Source organism: Conyzicola nivalis (genome assembly GCF_040548875.1).
GTDB classification, from domain to species: Bacteria; Actinomycetota; Actinomycetes; order Actinomycetales; family Microbacteriaceae; genus Conyzicola; species Conyzicola nivalis_A.
Map to the genome: position 1 here is coordinate 702,075 of NZ_JBEPSJ010000002.1, position 17,970 is coordinate 720,044.

19 protein-coding genes and 1 pseudogene are annotated in these 17,970 nt (G+C 67.0%); 5 read left to right on the forward strand and 15 right to left on the reverse strand.

Annotation, left to right across the window (positions count from 1 at the left end; all coding sequences use genetic code 11):
- Window positions 1-156: 156 nt before the first annotated feature.
- From ABIE21_RS12090 to ABIE21_RS12105, 4 genes are read right to left on the reverse strand one after another with little or no spacing between them, the layout of a single operon-like run.
- Window positions 157-1,107, reverse strand: coding sequence for a sugar kinase (locus tag ABIE21_RS12090; RefSeq protein ID WP_354025060.1), 951 nt, complete (start codon window positions 1,105-1,107; stop codon window positions 157-159).
- The gene (locus ABIE21_RS12095) at window positions 1,107-1,868 is read right to left on the reverse strand and encodes an SDR family oxidoreductase (RefSeq protein ID WP_354025061.1); all 762 of its coding nucleotides are present in this window, start codon (window positions 1,866-1,868) and stop codon (window positions 1,107-1,109) included. Before ABIE21_RS12095 ends, ABIE21_RS12090 begins: the two co-directional genes overlap by 1 nt.
- Window positions 1,869-1,894: 26 nt before the next feature.
- Window positions 1,895-2,725, reverse strand: a complete 831-nt coding sequence (kduI, locus tag ABIE21_RS12100; protein ID WP_354025062.1) for a 5-dehydro-4-deoxy-D-glucuronate isomerase — start codon at window positions 2,723-2,725, stop codon at window positions 1,895-1,897.
- Window positions 2,726-2,769: 44 nt separating this feature from the next.
- A complete protein-coding gene (locus tag ABIE21_RS12105) occupies window positions 2,770-3,615 on the reverse strand; it encodes an aldo/keto reductase (RefSeq protein ID WP_354025063.1) in 846 nt (281 codons plus the stop codon).
- A 129-nt stretch (window positions 3,616-3,744) separates the two neighbouring features.
- Here ABIE21_RS12105 and ABIE21_RS12110 point away from each other — a divergent pair, with 129 nt between their 5' ends.
- Complete coding sequence (locus tag ABIE21_RS12110; RefSeq protein WP_354025064.1) at window positions 3,745-4,875, forward strand: zinc-dependent alcohol dehydrogenase; 1,131 nt, start codon at window positions 3,745-3,747, stop codon at window positions 4,873-4,875.
- Window positions 4,876-4,878: 3 nt separating this feature from the next.
- Here ABIE21_RS12110 and ABIE21_RS12115 read toward each other — a convergent pair whose 3' ends face one another.
- Window positions 4,879-5,802, reverse strand: a complete 924-nt coding sequence (locus ABIE21_RS12115; protein ID WP_354025065.1) for an SIS domain-containing protein — start codon at window positions 5,800-5,802, stop codon at window positions 4,879-4,881.
- Window positions 5,803-5,862: 60 nt separating this feature from the next.
- A complete protein-coding gene (locus tag ABIE21_RS12120) occupies window positions 5,863-6,477 on the reverse strand; it encodes a glucose-6-phosphate isomerase family protein (RefSeq protein WP_354025066.1) in 615 nt (204 codons plus the stop codon).
- A 134-nt stretch (window positions 6,478-6,611) separates the two neighbouring features.
- Between ABIE21_RS12120 and ABIE21_RS12125 the strand changes: the two genes are divergently transcribed.
- Window positions 6,612-7,643 carry a zinc-dependent alcohol dehydrogenase family protein gene (locus ABIE21_RS12125; RefSeq protein WP_354025067.1) on the forward strand — a complete coding sequence of 344 codons (1,032 nt, stop codon included), beginning with the start codon at window positions 6,612-6,614 and terminating at the stop codon, window positions 7,641-7,643.
- Between the two features lie 111 nt (window positions 7,644-7,754).
- Here ABIE21_RS12125 and ABIE21_RS12130 read toward each other — a convergent pair whose 3' ends face one another.
- On the reverse strand, window positions 7,755-8,756 hold the full coding sequence (locus ABIE21_RS12130) for a TerC family protein (protein ID WP_354025068.1): 1,002 nt from the start codon (window positions 8,754-8,756) through the stop codon (window positions 7,755-7,757).
- 204 nt (window positions 8,757-8,960) lie between these two features.
- Between ABIE21_RS12130 and panD the strand changes: the two genes are divergently transcribed.
- On the forward strand, window positions 8,961-9,392 hold the full coding sequence (gene panD, locus ABIE21_RS12135) for an aspartate 1-decarboxylase (RefSeq protein WP_354025069.1): 432 nt from the start codon (window positions 8,961-8,963) through the stop codon (window positions 9,390-9,392).
- A 34-nt stretch (window positions 9,393-9,426) separates the two neighbouring features.
- On the opposite strand, the gene msrA is transcribed toward panD, so the two are convergent.
- A complete protein-coding gene (gene msrA / locus ABIE21_RS12140; protein WP_354025070.1) occupies window positions 9,427-9,945 on the reverse strand; it encodes a peptide-methionine (S)-S-oxide reductase MsrA in 519 nt (172 codons plus the stop codon).
- Window positions 9,942-10,393: pseudogene (gene msrB / locus ABIE21_RS12145) on the reverse strand (peptide-methionine (R)-S-oxide reductase MsrB). The gene msrA and the pseudogene msrB overlap by 4 nt, the downstream one beginning before the upstream one ends.
- Window positions 10,394-10,577: 184 nt before the next feature.
- Here msrB and ABIE21_RS12150 point away from each other — a divergent pair.
- Window positions 10,578-11,237: an alpha/beta fold hydrolase gene (locus ABIE21_RS12150; RefSeq protein ID WP_354025071.1), complete on the forward strand. Its 660-nt coding sequence runs from the start codon at window positions 10,578-10,580 to the stop codon at window positions 11,235-11,237.
- Here the strand turns inward: ABIE21_RS12150 and ABIE21_RS12155 are convergent.
- From ABIE21_RS12155 to ABIE21_RS12175, 5 genes are read right to left on the reverse strand one after another with little or no spacing between them, the layout of a single operon-like run.
- A complete protein-coding gene (locus ABIE21_RS12155; RefSeq protein WP_354025072.1) occupies window positions 11,234-12,073 on the reverse strand; it encodes an ABC transporter ATP-binding protein in 840 nt (279 codons plus the stop codon). The two genes, ABIE21_RS12150 and ABIE21_RS12155, sit on opposite strands and share 4 nt — an antisense overlap.
- The gene (locus ABIE21_RS12160; RefSeq protein ID WP_354025073.1) at window positions 12,070-12,876 is read right to left on the reverse strand and encodes an ABC transporter ATP-binding protein; all 807 of its coding nucleotides are present in this window, start codon (window positions 12,874-12,876) and stop codon (window positions 12,070-12,072) included. The genes ABIE21_RS12155 and ABIE21_RS12160 overlap by 4 nt, the downstream gene beginning before the upstream one ends.
- On the reverse strand, window positions 12,873-13,727 hold the full coding sequence (locus ABIE21_RS12165; RefSeq protein ID WP_354025074.1) for an ABC transporter permease: 855 nt from the start codon (window positions 13,725-13,727) through the stop codon (window positions 12,873-12,875). The genes ABIE21_RS12160 and ABIE21_RS12165 overlap by 4 nt, the downstream gene beginning before the upstream one ends.
- Window positions 13,724-14,785: an ABC transporter permease gene (locus ABIE21_RS12170; protein ID WP_354025075.1), complete on the reverse strand. Its 1,062-nt coding sequence runs from the start codon at window positions 14,783-14,785 to the stop codon at window positions 13,724-13,726. Before ABIE21_RS12170 ends, ABIE21_RS12165 begins: the two co-directional genes overlap by 4 nt.
- A 30-nt stretch (window positions 14,786-14,815) precedes the next feature.
- Window positions 14,816-16,345 carry an ABC transporter substrate-binding protein gene (locus ABIE21_RS12175; protein WP_354025076.1) on the reverse strand — a complete coding sequence of 510 codons (1,530 nt, stop codon included), beginning with the start codon at window positions 16,343-16,345 and terminating at the stop codon, window positions 14,816-14,818.
- A 244-nt stretch (window positions 16,346-16,589) separates the two neighbouring features.
- Here ABIE21_RS12175 and ABIE21_RS12180 point away from each other — a divergent pair, with 244 nt between their 5' ends.
- Complete coding sequence (locus ABIE21_RS12180; protein WP_354025077.1) at window positions 16,590-17,177, forward strand: Lrp/AsnC family transcriptional regulator; 588 nt, start codon at window positions 16,590-16,592, stop codon at window positions 17,175-17,177.
- Here the strand turns inward: ABIE21_RS12180 and ABIE21_RS12185 are convergent.
- The gene (locus ABIE21_RS12185) at window positions 17,174-17,929 is read right to left on the reverse strand and encodes a hypothetical protein (RefSeq protein WP_354025078.1); all 756 of its coding nucleotides are present in this window, start codon (window positions 17,927-17,929) and stop codon (window positions 17,174-17,176) included. The two genes, ABIE21_RS12180 and ABIE21_RS12185, sit on opposite strands and share 4 nt — an antisense overlap.
- Window positions 17,930-17,970: the final 41 nt, after the last annotated feature.

The window sequence follows — 17,970 nt, forward strand, 5'->3', positions numbered from 1 at the left end:
TCATCACCTGGTTTCATTATGTAGCAAAACTACAGAACCTGCTAGTAATTGGCGCATAATGAGCGGCATTAGTCGAGAAATTGGGCTCAAACCTAGTTTGACTACGAATTTAGTCGGGAGGCGCGCCAGAGCGCATCCCCGCTCACGCCTGCCTACTCAGCGCTGGACGGGCTCCCGCGCGCCGAGCATCGCCAGCTCGCTCCTGCGCGGCATGCCCTCCCAGTCGCCGGGCACGAGGCACGCGAACGCGCCTGCCGTCACGGCTGTCGCGAGCCGGTCATCTACGCTCGCGCCCGACAGGAAGTCGGCGAGGTACGCACCCACGAAGGCGTCGCCGGCCCCGACGGTGTCGATCGCTTGAACGGGTACCGCTGGGCGCTCGTACTCCGCCCCGTCGACGAGGGCGACGCACCCGTCGATGCCGAGCTTGACGATCACCTGCCGCGGACCGAGGGCCGACACGGCGTGGGCGATCTCCAGTGGATGCGTCAGCGCCCCGGTGACGAGGGCGAATTCGTCGTCGCCTCCGAACACGATGTCACAGAGCGGGATCAGCTCGGCAAACTCCGTCGCCGCACGCTCGGGCGACCACAGCGCCGACCGGTAGTTCAGGTCGAACGATACGGTCACTCCCGCGTCGCGGGCCAGGTCCACGGCAGCGTGGACCGCCTCGCGGGCGTTCTGCGACAGGGCGGGCGTGATCCCCGTGATGTGAAGCAGCGACGCCGAGCGGATGTGCCCGGGGTCGATGTCGCCAACGGTCAGGCGCGAACCCGCACTCCCCGCCCGGTAGTACCAGACCTTGGTGGAGGCGGCGGTGCGGCGTTCCTTGAGCATGAGACCCGTCTGCGCGTCGGGATCCCGCTCGGCGGTGACCGCGATCCCCTCGGCCACGAGCTCGCGCACCACGAGGTCGCCAAGGCTGTCTGTTCCGAGCCGGCCGATCCAGCGCGTCGGAATCCCGAGTCGGGTGAGGGCGATCGCGACGTTCGACTCCGCCCCGCCGATCCCGAGCTGCAGGGCGCCGATGTGCGGAAACGAGCCCACCTCGGTCGCGCGCGCGAGTGCCATGGTCTCGCCGAGGGTGACCACGGTCGGCACGGTCACTAGCGGGCCAGCCAGCCGCCGTCGACGGGGAGGACGATCCCGTTGACGTAGTTGGCGGCCCTGGATGAGAGGAATACGGCGGCACCGCCGATGTCGGCGGCGTCGCCCCATCGGCCGGCGGGTATTCGCGACAGGATCGAGTCGCTGCGGTCGGGATCCGCCCTCAGCGCTGTGGTGTTGTCGGTCGCGATATACCCCGGGGCGATCGCGTTAACGTTGACGCCTGAACCGGCCCATTCGTTGGCGAGGGCCCGGGTGAGCCCGGCGACCGCACTCTTCGAGGCCGTGTATCCGGGCACGTTCACACCTCCTTGGAAGCTCAGCATCGAGGCGATGAAGACGATGCGCCCCGACCCGCGCTCGACGAACCCGCGCCCCAGCTCTCGTGCGAGCACGAACTGCGATCGCAGGTTGACGTCGATGACGTAGTCCCAGTCCTCGTCGCTATGGTTCACGGCCGGGCTGCGGCGGATCGTGCCGCCGTTGTTGACGAGCACGTCCGCGTCACGTCCCGCGAGCTCCGCGGCGAGGCCGGCGACAGCGCCGCGGTCAGAGAGGTCGGCCGAGAGCCCCTCGAACCGCCGGCCGTGCGACTCGACGAGCCGTCGGACGGGGCTGTCGCCGTTGTCAAGCGTGGCGCTCACGCCGACGATGTCCGCCCCGGCGGCGGCGAGCGAACCTGCGATGGCGAGGCCGATACCGCGACTCGCTCCCGTCACGACGGCCGTCGAGCCCGCCAGAGAGAAGAGGTCCTCGATCATCGCGTGTCCTTCTGGTTGCGGCCGGGTCATCGCATGTCCGAGATCGCGAAGCCGTCCATGTCGTCGAACGACTGGTTCTCGCCCGCCATCGCCCAGACGAAGCTGTAGCTAGCGGTACCTACGCCGGAGTGCACCGACCAGCTCGGCGCGATGATGGCCTGTTCGTTCGCGACGACCAGGTGACGGGTCTCGGTCGGCTCCCCCAGTATGTGGACGACCCGCGCCTCGTCGGGCAGACCGAAATAGAGATAGCACTCGGTGCGTCGGTCGTGGGTATGGGCAGGGAGCGTGTTCCACATATTGCCCGGATGCAGCTCGGTGACGCCCATGACGACCTGGCAGCTGCGCACGCCGTTCTCGTGGATGTACTGGTTGAGCGTGCGCCGGTTGGAGGTGAGCGGATCGCCCAGCTCGCGACGGATGCCGCCTCCCGCCGGCACGAGGGTCGTAGGGTAGCGCGTGTGGGCGGGAGCCGAGAAGATGTAGAGCCGGGCGGGTTCCGCCGCGGCATCCGATTCGAATTCGACCGAGGCCGCGCCCATTCCGACATAGAGACACGACCCGGTAGCCATTTCGAAGGACTCCCCATCGATCGTCGCGCGCCCGCTTCCTCCGACGTTGACGATTCCTGCTTCCCGGTGTTCGAAGAAGTAGTCGCTGCGAATCTCCGGGTAGGGAGGCAACGTCACCGGCCCTGACACCGGCTTGACGCCGACCAGTACGACGCGGTCGTGATGGGTGTACACCGCGGTCGCCCCGTCGTCGACGAATAGACCCTCGACGAGGTATCGGTCACGGAGGGCGGCAGTGTCGAAGCCGGGTATCTGCTCGGGGTTGGTCGCGTATCGCGTCTGCATGAACTGCTCTGTTCTCGAGATGTTGGCGGTGAGGAGGTGGCGGTCTAGAAGTCGTCGATGAAGTCGTTCGGGTGCTGACCCACGCGCTCGCCCCGGTGGATAGCGGCGAAGGCAGCCATGTCGTCTTCACTCAGCTCGAAGTCGAACAGAGCGATGTTCTCGCGGATGCGCGACTCGGTGGCCGACTTCGGCACGACGATGTTGCCCAGCTGCAGCTGCCAGCGAAGGATTACCTGGGCGGGAGTGCGCCCGAGCCGGTCGGCGATCGCGCGGATCACCGGGTCTCCGAGCACGGTCCCCTGGCCGAGGGGGCTCCACGACTCTGTCGCGATGCCCAGCTCCCGGTGCAGCGCGAACAGCTCGTGCTGCTGAAGGTACGGGTGGAACTCGATCTGGTTGAGGGCCGGCACGACATCCGCCGAGTCGAGCAGGGTGCGAAGATGGTCGGGCTCGAAGTTCGAGACGCCGATCGCCCGGACTCGGCCGTCGGCGTAGAGCTTCTCGAATGCCCGCCAGGTCTCGACATAGCGGTTGTGGAACGGCACCGGCCAGTGCACGAGGTACATGTCGATGTAGTCGGTTCCGAGCTTCGCGAGGCTGTTGTCGAACGCTCGCAGCACACTGTCGTAGCCCTGCTCGTTGTTCCAGAGCTTGGTGGTCACGAACACGTCTGAACGAGCGAGGTTGGATGCCTCGAGTGCGGCGCCGACGCCGCCCTCGTTCGTGTAGATGCGTGCCGTGTCAACGGCGCGATAGCCCGCGTCGAAGGCGGTGAGCACGGCCTCGGTCGCGCGTTCGTCAGGAGTGATCTGCCACACGCCGAAGCCGAGTTGGGGCATTTCCACCCCGTTGTTCAAAGTGACGGTGGGTACGGAAACGGTTGTACTCATTCGCGGCGACTCCTTCGTGGCGCTCATGCAGGGCAATTCGGGAAGAACCGCGTGGTCTCATTCTCGTCGCACGCGCTTCGGTAGTGATACTACCTAAATACTCGACTTTTCGGACGGAAAGTGATCAAATTGGACACGGCGACCTATTCATTGTCAGTTTCGCTACAGAAACCTTTCGCGAGAGTCGCTGCATCCGTTCCGAAACGAACACAGGAGTTCACCATGTCATCGTCGACACCTCAAACCCGACGCCGCGTCCATATCCCGAGCCCGGATGTGGTCGAGATAGTCTCCGAAGCGCTCCCCGAACTCGGAGATGACGAAGCGCTGGTCTCCATGCTCGTCGCCGGCGTCTGCGGCTCCGACACCCACGCCATGCACGGCCACCATCCGCAGATGAAGCTGCCCTACTATCCGGGGCACGAGGTTGTGGGAGTGGTCGAGGCGGTCGGCCGGAACGTCACCGGCGTGACCGTCGGCACGCGCGTCACCCCCGAGCCCACCCTGCCCTGCGGCGAATGCAAGATGTGCCGTACGGGGCGGGAGAACATCTGCGACAACCTCGAATTCTTCGGCTGCGGTTTTCGAGAAGGGGGCATGGCCGATGTCTTCACGGTGCGCGCCGACCGGCTGCACGCGATCCCCGACGGCATGAGCGACCTCGAGGCCGCCCTGATCGAACCGCTGGCCACGCCGGTCCACGCGGTCCGCCTGGCGGGCGACGTCAAAGGGAAGACGGTCGCGATTCTTGGCGCGGGCACCATCGCACTACTCGTTCTCGCGACCGTGCGCTACCGCGGCGCGCGTCGCGTAGTGATGACCGACGTGCTCGAGTCCAAGCGTGCACTCGCACTCAAGCTCGGCGCCGACGCCGTGCTCGATGCGGCCGACCCCGACGTCGCCGCCCAAGTCGTGGCACAGCTCGGCGAGACGGCCGACTTCGTGTTCGACTGCGTCTCCATCCAGCCCACTTTCGACTCCGCGGTCGAGATGGTGGGCAAGGGCGGAACGATCGTTGTCGTGGGCGTCCCGCAGAAATCGGTCGTCGTTCCCCTGCCTACCCTGCAGGACCGGCAGGTTCGCGTGCAGGGCGCGGCCACCTACGTTGCCGAGGATTACGCCGACGCCACGGAGATCATCCGCTCGGGCGCCGTCTCCACGAGCGACATGATCTCCAGTTCGTACCCGATGGCCGAATCGGCCGCCGCCTTCGCCGCCTCGGCTGGCGGGCACGAGGTGAAGGTCGTCATCACGGCCTGACGGTCAGCTGGGGGAGAGGCGGTCTCGGGTCCGGAACGACGCGAGACCGTCTTTCATTGCACGAATTCGCGCGAGGTGCTCGCTCCCGCGCTGCGAGGCGACCGACGTTGCGAGAATGTCGATGATCACGAGCCCCGCGAGCCTGCTGACCGTCGGAGTGTAGATGTCTGTGTCCTCGAAGGTCTTCACAACGAGCGTCACGTCGCTCTCGTCGACCAGAGGGCCGGACGAGGCGCCGGTGATCGCGACCACCGTCGCTCCGTTGGCTCTGGCCCGCGCCGCGACCTCGACGACGGACTGTGTGCGCCCGGTGTGCGAGATCGCCACGAGAACCGTTCCAGGCGCGCTCATCGCGGCGGCCATGAACTGCTGGTGTGCGTCTGTGGGCGCCATACACGGCACACCGAACAGGGAGAACTTCTGCGCCGCGTCCGTGGCGATGATCCCGGAGGCGCCGAAGCCGATAAAGAGAATCTGCTGGGCGGCCACAAGCTGTTCTACCGCCGATTCGATCGCCGCGGTGTCGAGATTGCGCCTGGCCCGGTCGAGGCTGGTGAGAGTGTGGTCGAAGATCTTGGTGACGAGCTCCGCGACGGAATCGTCGTCGTCGATAGCCGAGTGCGTCACCGGGATGCCGAGCGCGAGCGCTTGGGCGAGCGCGATCTTGAAAGACTGGAACCCGTCGAATCCGAGTCCCGTGCAGAACCTCATGACCGTCGGCTCGCTCACGCCGGCGGCCTCGGCTACGGCTGCCATCGTCGAGTGCATAAAGAACTCGGGATTCTCGGCAACCATGTCGGCGACCTTGCGCTCCGACTTGCGCAACGTCGCCGAGATCGTAGCCAGACGCTGCAGCAGCGGCTCCTCCGAACCGTCGAGCGCGGTCGTTGTCACTTCTTGGCTCTCTTCGGCCATTGCGTCAGACATCCCTTGATTCCCGACCGGGTAGCCCCGTCGATGGAATCGTAGCCTACGGTCGACGGCCGGTCAGGCCGTAGTCGTGTCGAGGGCATATCCGGTGTGGTTCGGGTTCGTCACGGCTCTCCAGCCGCCGGCGCCGTCATCTACGACCAACGTCTTCATGCCGCCGGCCGCGGCGATGACCTCGTAGTCCTGCCCGGCGTCGCCGTTGTAGCAGAACAGCGTGACGAACGGTTCGTCACCCACATTGACACTGCGATGTATCCAGTGCCCGGGCACGTGAACCGCGACGCCGGGCGTCATCTCGATGGCTCGCGTCTCGCCCCCGAGGGTGTCCATCAGCATGACTCCGCGGCCGGAGATGCAGTAGTACAACTCGGCGCGATCGGCAAGGGCGTGGAGGTGCCCGCGCGTGACGGCGAATTCCTCGCCCACCTTGCCAGGCAGCAGCGTGCTCGTGCCGATGGTGAGGGACCCCGGCCCGTTGTCATAACTGTGAACGTCGACTGTGTACACGAGCTCGTCCGCTCCACGTTGTGCGAGCTGGTTTTCGAATGCCCCATCATCGGAGTACACACCGGCGAGACGAGGCAGAAACACCTCGTAATTGTCGCTGCGGCCGCCCAGACCCGCGGAACTCACGGTAAACGCGGCAGGAATGGACACGGGGGCTGTGGTCATCGCGAACTCCATCGATTGGTAGTAAAGCTACATTCTGCCCCAATACTCTCAGATGCGAGGCAGGAATGTTGGCTTTGGCATCGTGTTTCTGTAGTATTACTACCACCACACCGCCGTGACGATTGAGAGACAACGTGAAAGCCATTGTGTTCCGAGAGGGCTCCCAGTGGGCCGTCGAAGATGTCGACACCCCCGTGCCCGGCGAGGGCGAAGTGCGTCTGCGCATCATTCGCACGGGAGTGTGCGGGACCGACGAGCACCTGCTGCACGGCGGGTTCATCGCGAAGCTCCCCCTCATCCCCGGCCACGAGATGCTAGGAGAAGTGGAGTCGCTCGGCGAGGGCGTGACCGGCCCCGCCATCGGCACAGTGGTCGCGGTGGACAACACCATCCACTGCGGTGAATGCGGGGCGTGCCTCAAGGGTCGTGCCCTGTTCTGCGAGAACTTCGTGTCTCTCGGCTGCAACGCGCCCGGCGGCTTCGCCGAGTACGTCGTCGTGCGCGCGGCCAAGACCTTCCCCACCCTCGGACTCTCGCCCGACGTGGCCGTCTTCGCGGAACCCACGGCATGCGCGATGCACGGTGTCGACATCCTCGACCTCGCACCAGCATCTGACGTGTTGATCTTCGGCGCCGGACCCACCGGCCTGATCCTCAGCCAGCTCGTGCGCATGGCCGGGGCGGCGCGCGTGACGGTCGCGGCCCCGACGCCGTCCAAGCTCGCTCTGGCGACGCAGTTCGGCGCCGACCACACGGTGGTAGTCGATCGCGACGACCCGAGCGCGGCGATCGCTGAGTTGCATACGATCGCACCGAAGGGATTCGACGCGGTCATCGAAGCGACGGGCGTGGTCGCGTTGCTCGAGCACGCGGTTGGCCTGACGGCGACCGGTGGAACCGTGATGGTCTACGGGGTGGCGTCCGAGGACGCGCGAGCGCGGCTGAGCCCCTATGAGATCTTCAGCCGCGAGCTGACGGTCAAGGGCTCGTTCGCGCAGGCCTTCACGCTGGGGCGGGCAATGACCGCCCTGCGCTCGGGGCGCATCAGCGTCGAGGGAATCGTCACAGACGTCGTCGGACTCGACGACTTCGGCCGGGCCCTCTCGAACCTCAAGGACTCTGGCCAGGTGAAGACCATGGTCGATCCATCGCTCTGGCGCGCCTGAACCCACGAACCGGCCGTCGTCGGCCCGGGCCTGTGGTGGGACCCGCGCCGACGGCCGGCTGCACCGGACGCCCCCCGCACCCCATGGGCGCGGGGGTCGTCTGCGTTACGACTACTCGTCGAGAGAACGCCCGGCGCCCACGGGCTCCAGCTCGCGCCCTCTGGTCTTCAGCAGGCTCGCCACAGTCGCCACGGCCACGGTCGCGGCGATGAACAGCAGCGAGAACCAGATGGGAATCTCGGGCACCCACTCGACGTGCTCGCCGCCGTTGATGAACGGCAGCTCGTTCACGTGCAGGGCGTGGAACACGAGCTTGACGCCGATGAAGCCGAGGATCACGGCAAGGCCCTGGGCCAGGTAGACGAGGCGCTCGAGCAGGCCGCCGATGAGGAAGAACAGCTGGCGCAGGCCCATCAGCGCGAAGGCGTTTGCGGTGAAGACGATGTACGCCTCCTCGGTGAGTCCGTAGATCGCCGGGATCGAGTCGACCGCGAACACCAGGTCGACCACGCCGATCGCGACGATGGTCAGCAGCATCGGGGTGAAGAAGCGCTTGCCGTCGATCTTCACGGTGATGCGGTCGCGGTGGTAGTCGTCGGTGATGGGGAGCACGCGGCGGGCGAGCCTCACCAGCTTGCCGTTGGCGGGGTCGCTCTCGTGGCTGCCGAATGCCTGACGCCAGGCAAGCACGAGCAGCAGGGCGCCGAAGATGTAGAAGATCCACGAGAAGTTCTCGATTAGGGTCGCGCCGACAGCGATGAAGATACCGCGCAGCACGAGCGCGATGATGATGCCGATCATCAGCACCTTCTGCTGGTACGCCTTGGGCACGGCGAAACCGCTCATGATGATGAGGAACACGAACAGGTTGTCGATCGACAGCGCCTTCTCGGTGAGGTAGCCGGCGAAGTACTCGCCGCCGAATACCCAGCCGTTGGTGACGCCGATGCCCACGCCGAAGAGCAGGGCGAGGCTGATGTAGAACACCGACCATCGGGCCGATTCGCCGATGGTGGGTTCGTGCGGCTTGCGCACGTGCACGAAGAACTCGTAGACGAAGAATGCGATGGTGACGGCGATGGTGATCAGCCAGACGGCAGGACTCACGTTCACGTGGGGCTCCAAGGGTAGGTCGAGACTCTAAAGTCTCATCCGCCCCGAGCCGCTCTCGCGATTCGGAAGCCGCCGCTCCGAGACCCAGTCGTGAGTCCGTATTGACGAAGCGTGCGTGTGTGGATTACTCCCCTTATTGCATGCAAAGCTATCGACCGAGTCTGAGAGAACGCGCAGAGGCCGGGCCCGGCATACCCTTGAACAGTGTTCCTCACTATGTTCGCCTCCAAGATCCATCGCGCCCGCGTCACCCACTCCGACCTGCACTATGTCGGCTCGCTCACGGTCGACCTCGACCTTCTGGACGCGGCGCAGATGCTGCCCGGCCAGCAGGTGAGCGTCGTCGACGTCGACAACGGCGAGCGCTTCGAGACCTACCTGATCGCGGGCGAGCGGGGCTCCGGCGTGATCGGGGTGAACGGTGCCGCCGCGCACAAGGCGCACATCGGTGACACGGTGATCCTGATCACCTACGCGGCGATGACACGGGCGGAGGCGTTGGAGTTCATGCCGGTCGTCGTGCACGTGGACCACGACAACCGCATCGTCGACATCGGGGCCGATCCCGCGGCGCCGACCGGCAACTCCGAGGCGCCGCCGTTCGCCGCCGCGGCACGACAAAGGCCGCCTCTCTAGAGAGGCGGCCTCCGTCTGATTCACACGGGAGCGACTAGCTCGCGACCTGCTCGCGGCGGGGCAGCTTCCAGCCCGGGCGCACGTAGTGGCACGTGTAGCCGTCGGGATAGGTCTGCAGGTAGTTCTGGTGCTCGTCCTCGGCCACCCAGAGCGGGCCGACGGGCTCGACCTCGGTGACGACCGGGCCCGGCCAGATGCCCGACGCGTCGACGTCGGCGATCGTGTCGCGGGCGACCCGCTCCTGCTCGGCGTCGGCGTAGTAGATCGCGGAGCGGTAGCTGCGTCCGCGGTCGTTGCCCTGGCGGTCCTTGGTCGACGGGTCGTGGATCTGGAAGAAGAACTCCAGCAGCTCACGGAAGTTCGTCTGCTCGGGGTCGAAGGTGATCTCGATCGCCTCGGCGTGGTCGCCGTGGTTGCGGTAGGTCGCGTTCGGGGTGTCGCCGCCGGTGTAGCCGACGCGCGTCGAGATGACTCCCGCGCGCTTACGCACCAGCTCCTCGACTCCCCAGAAACATCCGCCTGCCAGCGTGGCCTTCTCTGTCGTTGCGCTCATCGTGCGTCCTCCTTGCTTGTGAACAGGCTGCGGAAGTCTCCGTAGCCCTCCTTCTCCAGATCGTCGACCGCGATGAATCGCAGCGCAGCCGAGTTGATGCAATAGCGCAGCCCGCCGCTCTCGACCGGCCCGTCGCCGAAGACGTGGCCGAGGTGGCTGTCGCCGTGCGCGGAACGCACCTCGGTGCGCACCATGCCGTATTCGCGGTCCTGCTTGGTGACGACGTTAGCCGGATCGATGGGCACTGTGAAACTCGGCCAGCCCGATCGGCTGTCGTACTTGTCGGTCGAGGCGAACAGCGGCTCGCCCGACACGACGTCGACGTAGATTCCCGCGTCCTTCTTGTCCCAGAACCGGCCGGCTCGGTCTCCGCCTCCTGGGTCACGCGGTACTGCGTGGGAGTGAGGCCCGAGATCGCCTCGGGGGTCTTGCTGTAGGTGGTCGGCATGGGGCGTTCTCCTTCTCGTGCGGTCGCCGCTGGCTGCAGCGATCATGACGTCGACGGGTACAACGCACGGGGCACGCGAGCTGTTCCGACGCCCCGCGCGCACACAGCCCGCTCGCAGATTCGCCGTGAGCCGCACCGCAGGTCGGAGTAGCGTCGACGCCAACGCGACGAAGGGATATAGACCGTGACGACCTTTGCACTCATTCACGGCGGCGGCTCGACGGCGTGGGACTGGCACCTCGTGAGCCCCCTCCTGCGGGACGCGGGGCACGACGTCGTCGCCGTCGACCTGCCGATCGAGAACCCGGAGGCGCAGCTCGACGACTACGTCGACACCGTGGTGGCGGCGGTGGGCGACAGGCAGCACGTCATCGTCGTCGGCCACTCGCTGGGAGGATTCACCGCTCCTCTCGTCTGCGACGCGCTCCGGGCCGACGGCCTCGTCTATCTCTCCGCGATGATCCCGCTGCCCGGCGAGAGGTTCGGCGTCTGGTGGACGGCGACCGGTCACGACCGCGAGACCATCGACTCCGACCCGGATGTGTTGTTCTTCAACGGAGTGCCGAGGGAGCTCGCCGACGAAGCTCGCCGCAGAGAGCGCGATCAGGCGGGCGCGTGGATGTCGGGCGCCTGGCCGGCGGAGCGGCTCCCCGACGTTGCGACCCTGGCGATCCTCTGCCTCGACGACCGGTTCTTCCCCGCCGGCTTCATGCGGCGGCACGTCGGCGATCGCCTGGGAATCACACCCGTCGAGATCCCGGGCGGGCACTACGCCATGCTGACCCATCCCCGGGCGGTCGCGGGCGCTCTCGACGACTTCGCGAAGGAGATCGCCGCGGCCTAGACCCGGTCGAGCGCCTCGGGAACCACGTCGAGCCAGCGCTCCCGTTCGGCGGACGTCGGCGCAGCGGGCAGATGTCCTTGCCCGTCGGGCTTCGGGATGGCCGCCACCAGAGAGCGGGTGTATGGATGCGACGGGTCGTTCCAGACTTTCTCCGTGACTCCCGATTCCACGATTCTCCCGCGGTACATGACCACGGTCCGGTCGGCGATGAGCCGCACCACCGCGAGGTCGTGCGAGATGAAGAGCAGACCGGCGCCGGAGTCGATCGCCAGCACGCGCATCATCTCGGCCACGGCGGCCTGGCTGGAGGCGTCGAGCGCGGAGATCGGCTCGTCGGCGACCAGCAGGTCGGGGCGCGCGGCGAGCGCCCGGGCGATGGCGATGCGCTGGCGCTGCCCGCCCGAGAAGGAGTTGGGGTAGCGGCCGGCCATGGCGGAGGAGAGTCCGACCCGTTCGAGCCACTCCTCCGGCTTCGATGCGGCAGCCCCGCGACGACGGGCGGCGGCGATGCCCTCGTTGATCTGAGCACCGACGCGGATGCGCGGGTTGAGCGACGAGTTGGGGTCTTGGAAGACCATCTGGATCGACGTGAAGTCGTCAGACCGTTTGCGCACCCCGAGGGCAGGCACGGGGCGACCGCGGTAGCGCACCGTACCCTCACGCGGGGACTCCATACCGACGACAGCACGGGCGAGGCTCGACTTGCCGCACCCGCTTTCGCCGACGAGAGCCACGACTTCGCCGGCAGCGATGTCGAGCGAGACGCCGTCGACGGCGCGCACGACCTTCGTGCCGTGATACTCGACGACCAGGTCGTCGACCGAGAGCAGGCTCATTCCGTGTCTCCGTTCGCGACCTGCGCACCGGGCAGGGCCGCCAGCAGTTCTCGTGTGTACTCGTGCTGCGGTGCGGTGAACAGCTGCTCGCGAGTCCCCGACTCGACGATGAGCCCGGCCCGCATCACCGCGACGTCGTCGGCGATAGCGCTCATCACGCCGAGGTCGTGCGTGACGAGCAGCACGGCGAGCTGTCGTTCGAGCGCGAGGTCGCGCAGCAGCTGCAGGATTCCCGCCTGCACCGTCACGTCGAGGGCGGTGGTCGGCTCGTCGGCGAGCAGCACCTCGGGGTCGCAGGCGAGCGCGATCGCGATGGCGATGCGCTGTCGTTGTCCGCCGGAGAACTGGTGCGGGTAGCGCGCGAGCGCCTCTTCGGGGTCGGGAACCTGCACGCGCTCGAGCAGCTCGATCGCGTGGGCACGCGCCCGCTTGGCGTCGAGCCGGAGGTGCCGACGCACATGGTCGGTGAGCTGGGCGCCGATGCGGATCTGCGGGTGCAGGCTCGCCGACGGGTCCTGGAAGATCATGGCGATGCGGCGGCCGCGAATGCCGCGAAGCCGTTTCAGCGGAAGCCCGATCAGCTCGGTGTCGCCGAGCCGCATCGATCCGCCGACGACGGCGTTGACCGGGAGGAGGCCGAGCACCGCGAGCGACGACACCGTCTTGCCCGAACCGGATTCGCCGGCAAGGCCCTGCACGCGACCGGCGTGCAGGTCGAGCGAGATGCCTTTCACGATCGGGGTCGCAGAGCCCTTCGGGCCGATGGCGATGGTGAGGTCGCGGATGGAGAGTGCGGCGCTCATGCCTTCACCGCCGCCCGGCTCAGTGCCGACGTGGGGTCGAAGATGTCGCGCAGGGAGTCTCCGATGAAGTTGAACGCCATAACGACGGTGAGAATGGCGAGTCCCGGGAAGACCCCGATCCACCAGCTGTCGAAGTTCTGCAGCGAGGCCGAGATCATCGAGCCCCACTCCGCGGTCGGCGGCTGGGCGCCGAGCCCGAGGAACGACAGGCCCGACAGCAGCAGGATCGCCGTGCCGATGTCGAGGGTCGCCAGCACGAGGATCGGGCCGACGATGTTGGGGGCGATGTCGACCGCGAGCGACTTGGCGGGCGAGAAGCCGAGCAGCCGCCCGGCCACGACGTAGTTCTGGGTGCGCAGGCTGAGGACGAGGCTGCGCGTCATCCGCGCGTACTGCGGCCACGAGACGATGATCGCGGCGATGACGGCGTTCCAGAGCGACGGCCCGAGCGAGGCGGCGACGACCATGGCGAGGATGACGGTGGGGAACGCCATGACCAGGTCGGTCAGACGCATGAGTCCTTCGTCGACCCATTTTCCGAAGAACCCGGCGATCGCGCCGACGACGGTACCGAAGATCATGGATGCGGCGACGAGCAGCAGTGCCACCGGCACGGTGACCGCTGCGCCCGACAGCAGTCGGGAGAAGATGTCGCGGCCGAGCGCATCTGTTCCCATCAGTGTGTCGATGCCCGGCTCCTGCAGTCGCGGCAGGTTCTGCGCGAGAGGGTCGTGCGGCAGGTAGAGCGGTGCGGTGAACGCGACGATGATCCAGCCCAACGCGATGACGGCGCCGACGACGCCGAGCGGCGACACCCAGGCTTTCGGAACTCGGAGTCTGCGGCGTCTCATGCGAGCCTCACCCTCGGGTCGAGCACGCCGTAGAGCATGTCGACGATGAAATTGATGCCGAGGTAGATGACGCCGACGACGAGGCCGACCCCCATGATCCCGGGAAGGTCGAGGCTCGTCGCCGACTCGTAGGCGTAGGTGCCGAGCCCCGGCCAGGCGAATACCGCCTCGACGAGCACGGTGCCAGACAAGAGCGATCCGAAGGCGAGGCCGACGATGGTGAGGATCGGCAGCGAAGCCCCGCGCAGCACGTAGCCGAACAGCACCCGCGAACCGCTGAGGCCCTTCGCCCGGCCCGCCCGCACGTAGTCGGCGTCGAGCACCTCGAGCACCGAGGTGCGCACGAAGCGGGTGAGCAGGCCGATGGTGAACAGCGACAGCACGAACACGGGCAGCATGAGGTGCGCCATGGCGTCGAAGAAGATGTCCCACTGGCCGGCCAGCAGCGCGTCGACGGTGTAGAGGCCGGTCACGGTCGGCGGCGGTGTGTAGATCGGCGAGAGCCGGCCGGAGCCTGGCGCGATCCGCAGCTGGAGGAAGAAGATGTAGAAGCTGGTCAGCGCGAGCCAGAACGTCGGGATGCTCAGCCCGATGAGCGAGACGACGCGCACTACCTGGTCGGTGATCTTGCCGCGGCGGTAGGCCGCGAGCGAGCCGAGCGCGGTGCCGACGGCGAGGCTGACGATGATCGCGCCGAGGGCGACCTCGACGGTGGCGGGAACCGCCTTGAGGAGGTCGTCGGCGACGGGCTGGCGGGTGTGCAGCGAGGTGCCCATATCGCCCTGGAACAGGTTGCCGACATACGTGAGGTACTGCAGTGGCAGCGGCTGGTCGAGCCCGTACTTCTCGACGTAGGCGGCCACCGTGGCCGGGTTGCTCGCGGCGCCCTCGCCGAGGGCCGCGGCCACCGGGTTTCCGGGAACGAGGTTGGTCAGAGCGAAGGTGACCACGGTCACGCCGATCAACAGCAGTATGGATGTTCCGAGCCTGCGCAGCAGGTACCCGACCAGAGGACTTCTGGCCGAGTACCTGCGCGGCACGGTGATGCTTGATGCCACGTGTTGACTGTCTCTCGTCGAGATGGGTTGTTACTTGGCGCGGAGTTCCGCGATGTCCATCGTCCAGGTCGAGTTGTACGAGACGCCGGTGATGGATGACGCGGTCGCGATGTTCGAGCCGGGAACGATGAGCGGCACGAACGGGCCGGAGTCCTGCAGTCCCTGGGCGAAGGCGGCGAACGCCGCCTCGCGCTCGTCTACCGAGGTGGCGTTGGCCGCCGCGGCCGACAGGGCGACCGTCTCGGGGCTCATCTCCGCGGTCCAGCCGGCGCGGAGACCGACCTTGTCGCCGGCGGCGAAGGGCAGGAAGTTCGCGGAGTCGGCGTAGTCGGGGCCCCAGAACCAGATGCTGAACGCCTCGCGGCCGTTGACGTACTCGTCGATCTGCGTCGTGAACGGCGCCGGTGCGAGCTCGAGCGTGATGCCCGCCGCGTCGAGCTGCGACTGGATGCGCTCGGCGAGAGGGGTGAAGCTCACGCCGCCGACGGGGTAGTCGTTCGGGTACTCGAGGGTGATGGTCTCGCCGTCGTAGCCGGAGGCCGCGAGGGCGGTGGCCGAGGCATCCAGATCCTGCTCGACCCCGTCGGTGAGCGCACCGAGGAACGACGGGGGGATCACGCCGGTGGCCTGCTCGGAGCCGGCGCCGGCCAGCTCGAGGAGGCCGTCGTAGTCGAGCGCGTAACGCACGGCGTCGACGAAGTCGGGGTTCGAGGTGAACTCGCTGATCTCCGGGTTCTGGTTGAGCAGCAGGAAGATCGTCTGAGCCGACGGACCGGAGGTGACCGTGACGTCGTCGGAGAGGTCGGCCACCTGGTCGCCGCTCAGGTCGACGGCGACGTTGGAGTCGCCGCCCTCGAGGTTGAGCTTCTGGGTGGCGCTCTCGGAGACGCTGCGGATGACCACGCGGCCGAAGTCGATCTCCTCGTCGCCGTTGTACTCGGAGTTCTCGGTGAGCACGACCTGGCTGGCGAAGTCGAGCGAGTCGATCACGTAGGGGCCGGAGCCTGCCGACTCGGAATTGAGGAACTCCTCGGCGGCGTCGGTGTCGTCGGTGGTCCCGCCGTTGGCGATGACGACCTCGGAGTTGAGGATTGCGAGCGAGGGGTTGGTCATGAGGGCGGGCAGCTTGAGCGACGGCGTCTCTGTGGTCAGCTCGACGGTGAGATCGTCGATCTTCGCCACTTCGATGCCCGACATGAGGAAGTTGGCCTTGCTCTCGACCATTCCCTTGACGCGCTCGAGCGAGAACACGACGTCGTCGGCGGTGATCGGCGACCCGTCGGAGAAGACGCGGTCGGCGTCGAGCGTGAACGTGAAGACCGTGGCGTCGGCGTTCTGCTCGAAGGTGGCGAGCCCGGGAACCGGGGTGCTCTCGTCGGAGCCGGCGAAGTCGAGGAGAGTCTCGTAGACGGCCTTCGAGACCATGTAGCCGGTCGGCACGTAGTTGCGGCCCGGGTCTCCGGTCTCGAGGGTGAACGCGGTGTCTATGACCAGGCTCGACGGGGCGTCGCCCGAGGAGGAGGCGCCGGCTGAGCAGCCGGCGAGTGTGACTGTCGCCACGAGTCCAAGGGCTAGTACTGCGACACGGGTGTTGTTGCGCAAGGGTGGTGCCTCCTCATTGATGTGACCGGCGCTGCCCCACCGGAGCACCCGAACACGACTGTTCACAAACGGACGCCACGGCCTATCGCCTTTGGTAACCTCTGGACAGCGTGTGTCGAGAGTCGCATAGTCCACACAATCTGTCCAATCATGCGCGGGGTTGGCAGAAGTCGCGTTCGAAACTGATGATTCGGGGAATGAAATGTCCATAAAAGCGGGAGCCGGTTCTGACGCCGGTGGACAAAACGCCGGACCGCTCGACGAGACCAACGTGAAGATCCTCGCCGAGCTGCGCGACAACGGCCGCATCTCGATGGCGGCCCTCGCCGAGCGCGTGCAGGTGTCGCGCGCCAACGTCTACACACGGGTCGAGGGACTCATCGCAGACGGCGTCATCACCGGATTCTCCGCGCGGATCGACCCGGCGAAGGCGGGACTCGGCATCTGCGCTCTCGTGTTCGTCACGGTGCATCCGCAGACCTGGTCGACCTTCCGACAGAAGATCGAGACGATGCCCGACATCGAGTCGTGCCGCATCACGACCGGCGAGCACGACGCGATGCTCGTCATCCGGGCGCCCGAGGTGGGGGCGATCCACGACTTCGTGATCGGCGTGATCGCCGCGCTCTCCGAGGTCAAATCGGTCGAGACCGTGCTGGTGCTCGACGAGGTCTTCGAGCGGCCGTTCCTGTTGCCCTCCGACCTGCCGGTGCGCGAGACGCAGAACGCGCAGCTGGGCCTCACGCGGTTCACCCGAGCGGCCGCCGGGAGGGCCGGGCTCGGTTCCTAGACGGCGGATGCCCCGTGGCCGTCGACCTGCACGCACACGCTGCGGCCGGGCACGCCGTCGAGCACGAACTCCTCGACGAGCTCGAGCAGACCGTCGGACCGCACCTCGATGCGAGTGGAGCTGTTGCCGCTGAGCGTCTCGCCGGTGGCAACCAGCTCGTGCACGAAGAACTCGTCGAGCGCCTCTCCGGTGCGCACTCCCACGCAGTGGCCCGTGGTGACGGTGTCGCCGCGGTAGACGCCCCAGACGACCCCCTCGCGTTCGCTGAAGTCGAAGCGGGTCGGACCGCCGGAGTCGACGGCGCTCGCGCTCGAGATCGCGAGGTCGAACGAGGTCCCGTCGAGGTGCAGGTCGTCGGCTGTCGCCGGCGGCAGGCCCCAGCCGTCGTCGGGGTCGACCTGCACGCAGACGCTCCGGTGGTGCGCGCCATCCTTCACAAAGGCCTCGACCAGCAGCAGTCGGCCGTCCGCGTCGCGCGTTATCTCGCTCGACCCGCCGCCGAGCAGCGCGGCGCCGCCTTCGGCGAAGGCGTGTGCGAAACCGATCGTGATGCTGTCGCCGAGACGCTGGCCGGCGAACCGGCCGACGCTCACCGTGTCTCCGCGGTATTCGCCCCAGATCATCGACCCGCTCTGGTGATAGCGGAAGCGCGACGGGCTGGTCGTCGACACCTCGCTCGCTGTGGAGGAGATCATCTCGAACTCGCATCCGTCGAGGCTGGGCATGGTGGTGGTCTGGTCGGTGTCGCTCATCCCCACGAGTATCTCTGCGCGAACCGGCCGTCCGCCAATCG

Coding starts and splice junctions, on each gene's coding strand:
- ABIE21_RS12105 (WP_354025063.1), bottom strand. CDS start 3,615: ATGAGTACAACCGTTTCCGTACCCACCGTCACTTTGAACAACGGGGTG.
- msrA (WP_354025070.1), bottom strand. CDS start 9,945: ATGAGCGCAACGACAGAGAAGGCCACGCTGGCAGGCGGATGTTTCTGG.
- ABIE21_RS12165 (WP_354025074.1), bottom strand. CDS start 13,727: ATGAGACGCCGCAGACTCCGAGTTCCGAAAGCCTGGGTGTCGCCGCTC.
- ABIE21_RS12120 (WP_354025066.1), bottom strand. CDS start 6,477: ATGACCACAGCCCCCGTGTCCATTCCTGCCGCGTTTACCGTGAGTTCC.
- ABIE21_RS12115 (WP_354025065.1), bottom strand. CDS start 5,802: ATGTCTGACGCAATGGCCGAAGAGAGCCAAGAAGTGACAACGACCGCG.
- ABIE21_RS12185 (WP_354025078.1), bottom strand. CDS start 17,929: ATGAGCGACACCGACCAGACCACCACCATGCCCAGCCTCGACGGATGC.
- ABIE21_RS12160 (WP_354025073.1), bottom strand. CDS start 12,876: ATGAGCGCCGCACTCTCCATCCGCGACCTCACCATCGCCATCGGCCCG.
- ABIE21_RS12180 (WP_354025077.1), top strand. CDS start 16,590: ATGTCCATAAAAGCGGGAGCCGGTTCTGACGCCGGTGGACAAAACGCC.
- ABIE21_RS12095 (WP_354025061.1), bottom strand. CDS start 1,868: ATGATCGAGGACCTCTTCTCTCTGGCGGGCTCGACGGCCGTCGTGACG.
- ABIE21_RS12155 (WP_354025072.1), bottom strand. CDS start 12,073: ATGAGCCTGCTCTCGGTCGACGACCTGGTCGTCGAGTATCACGGCACG.
- kduI (WP_354025062.1), bottom strand. CDS start 2,725: ATGCAGACGCGATACGCGACCAACCCCGAGCAGATACCCGGCTTCGAC.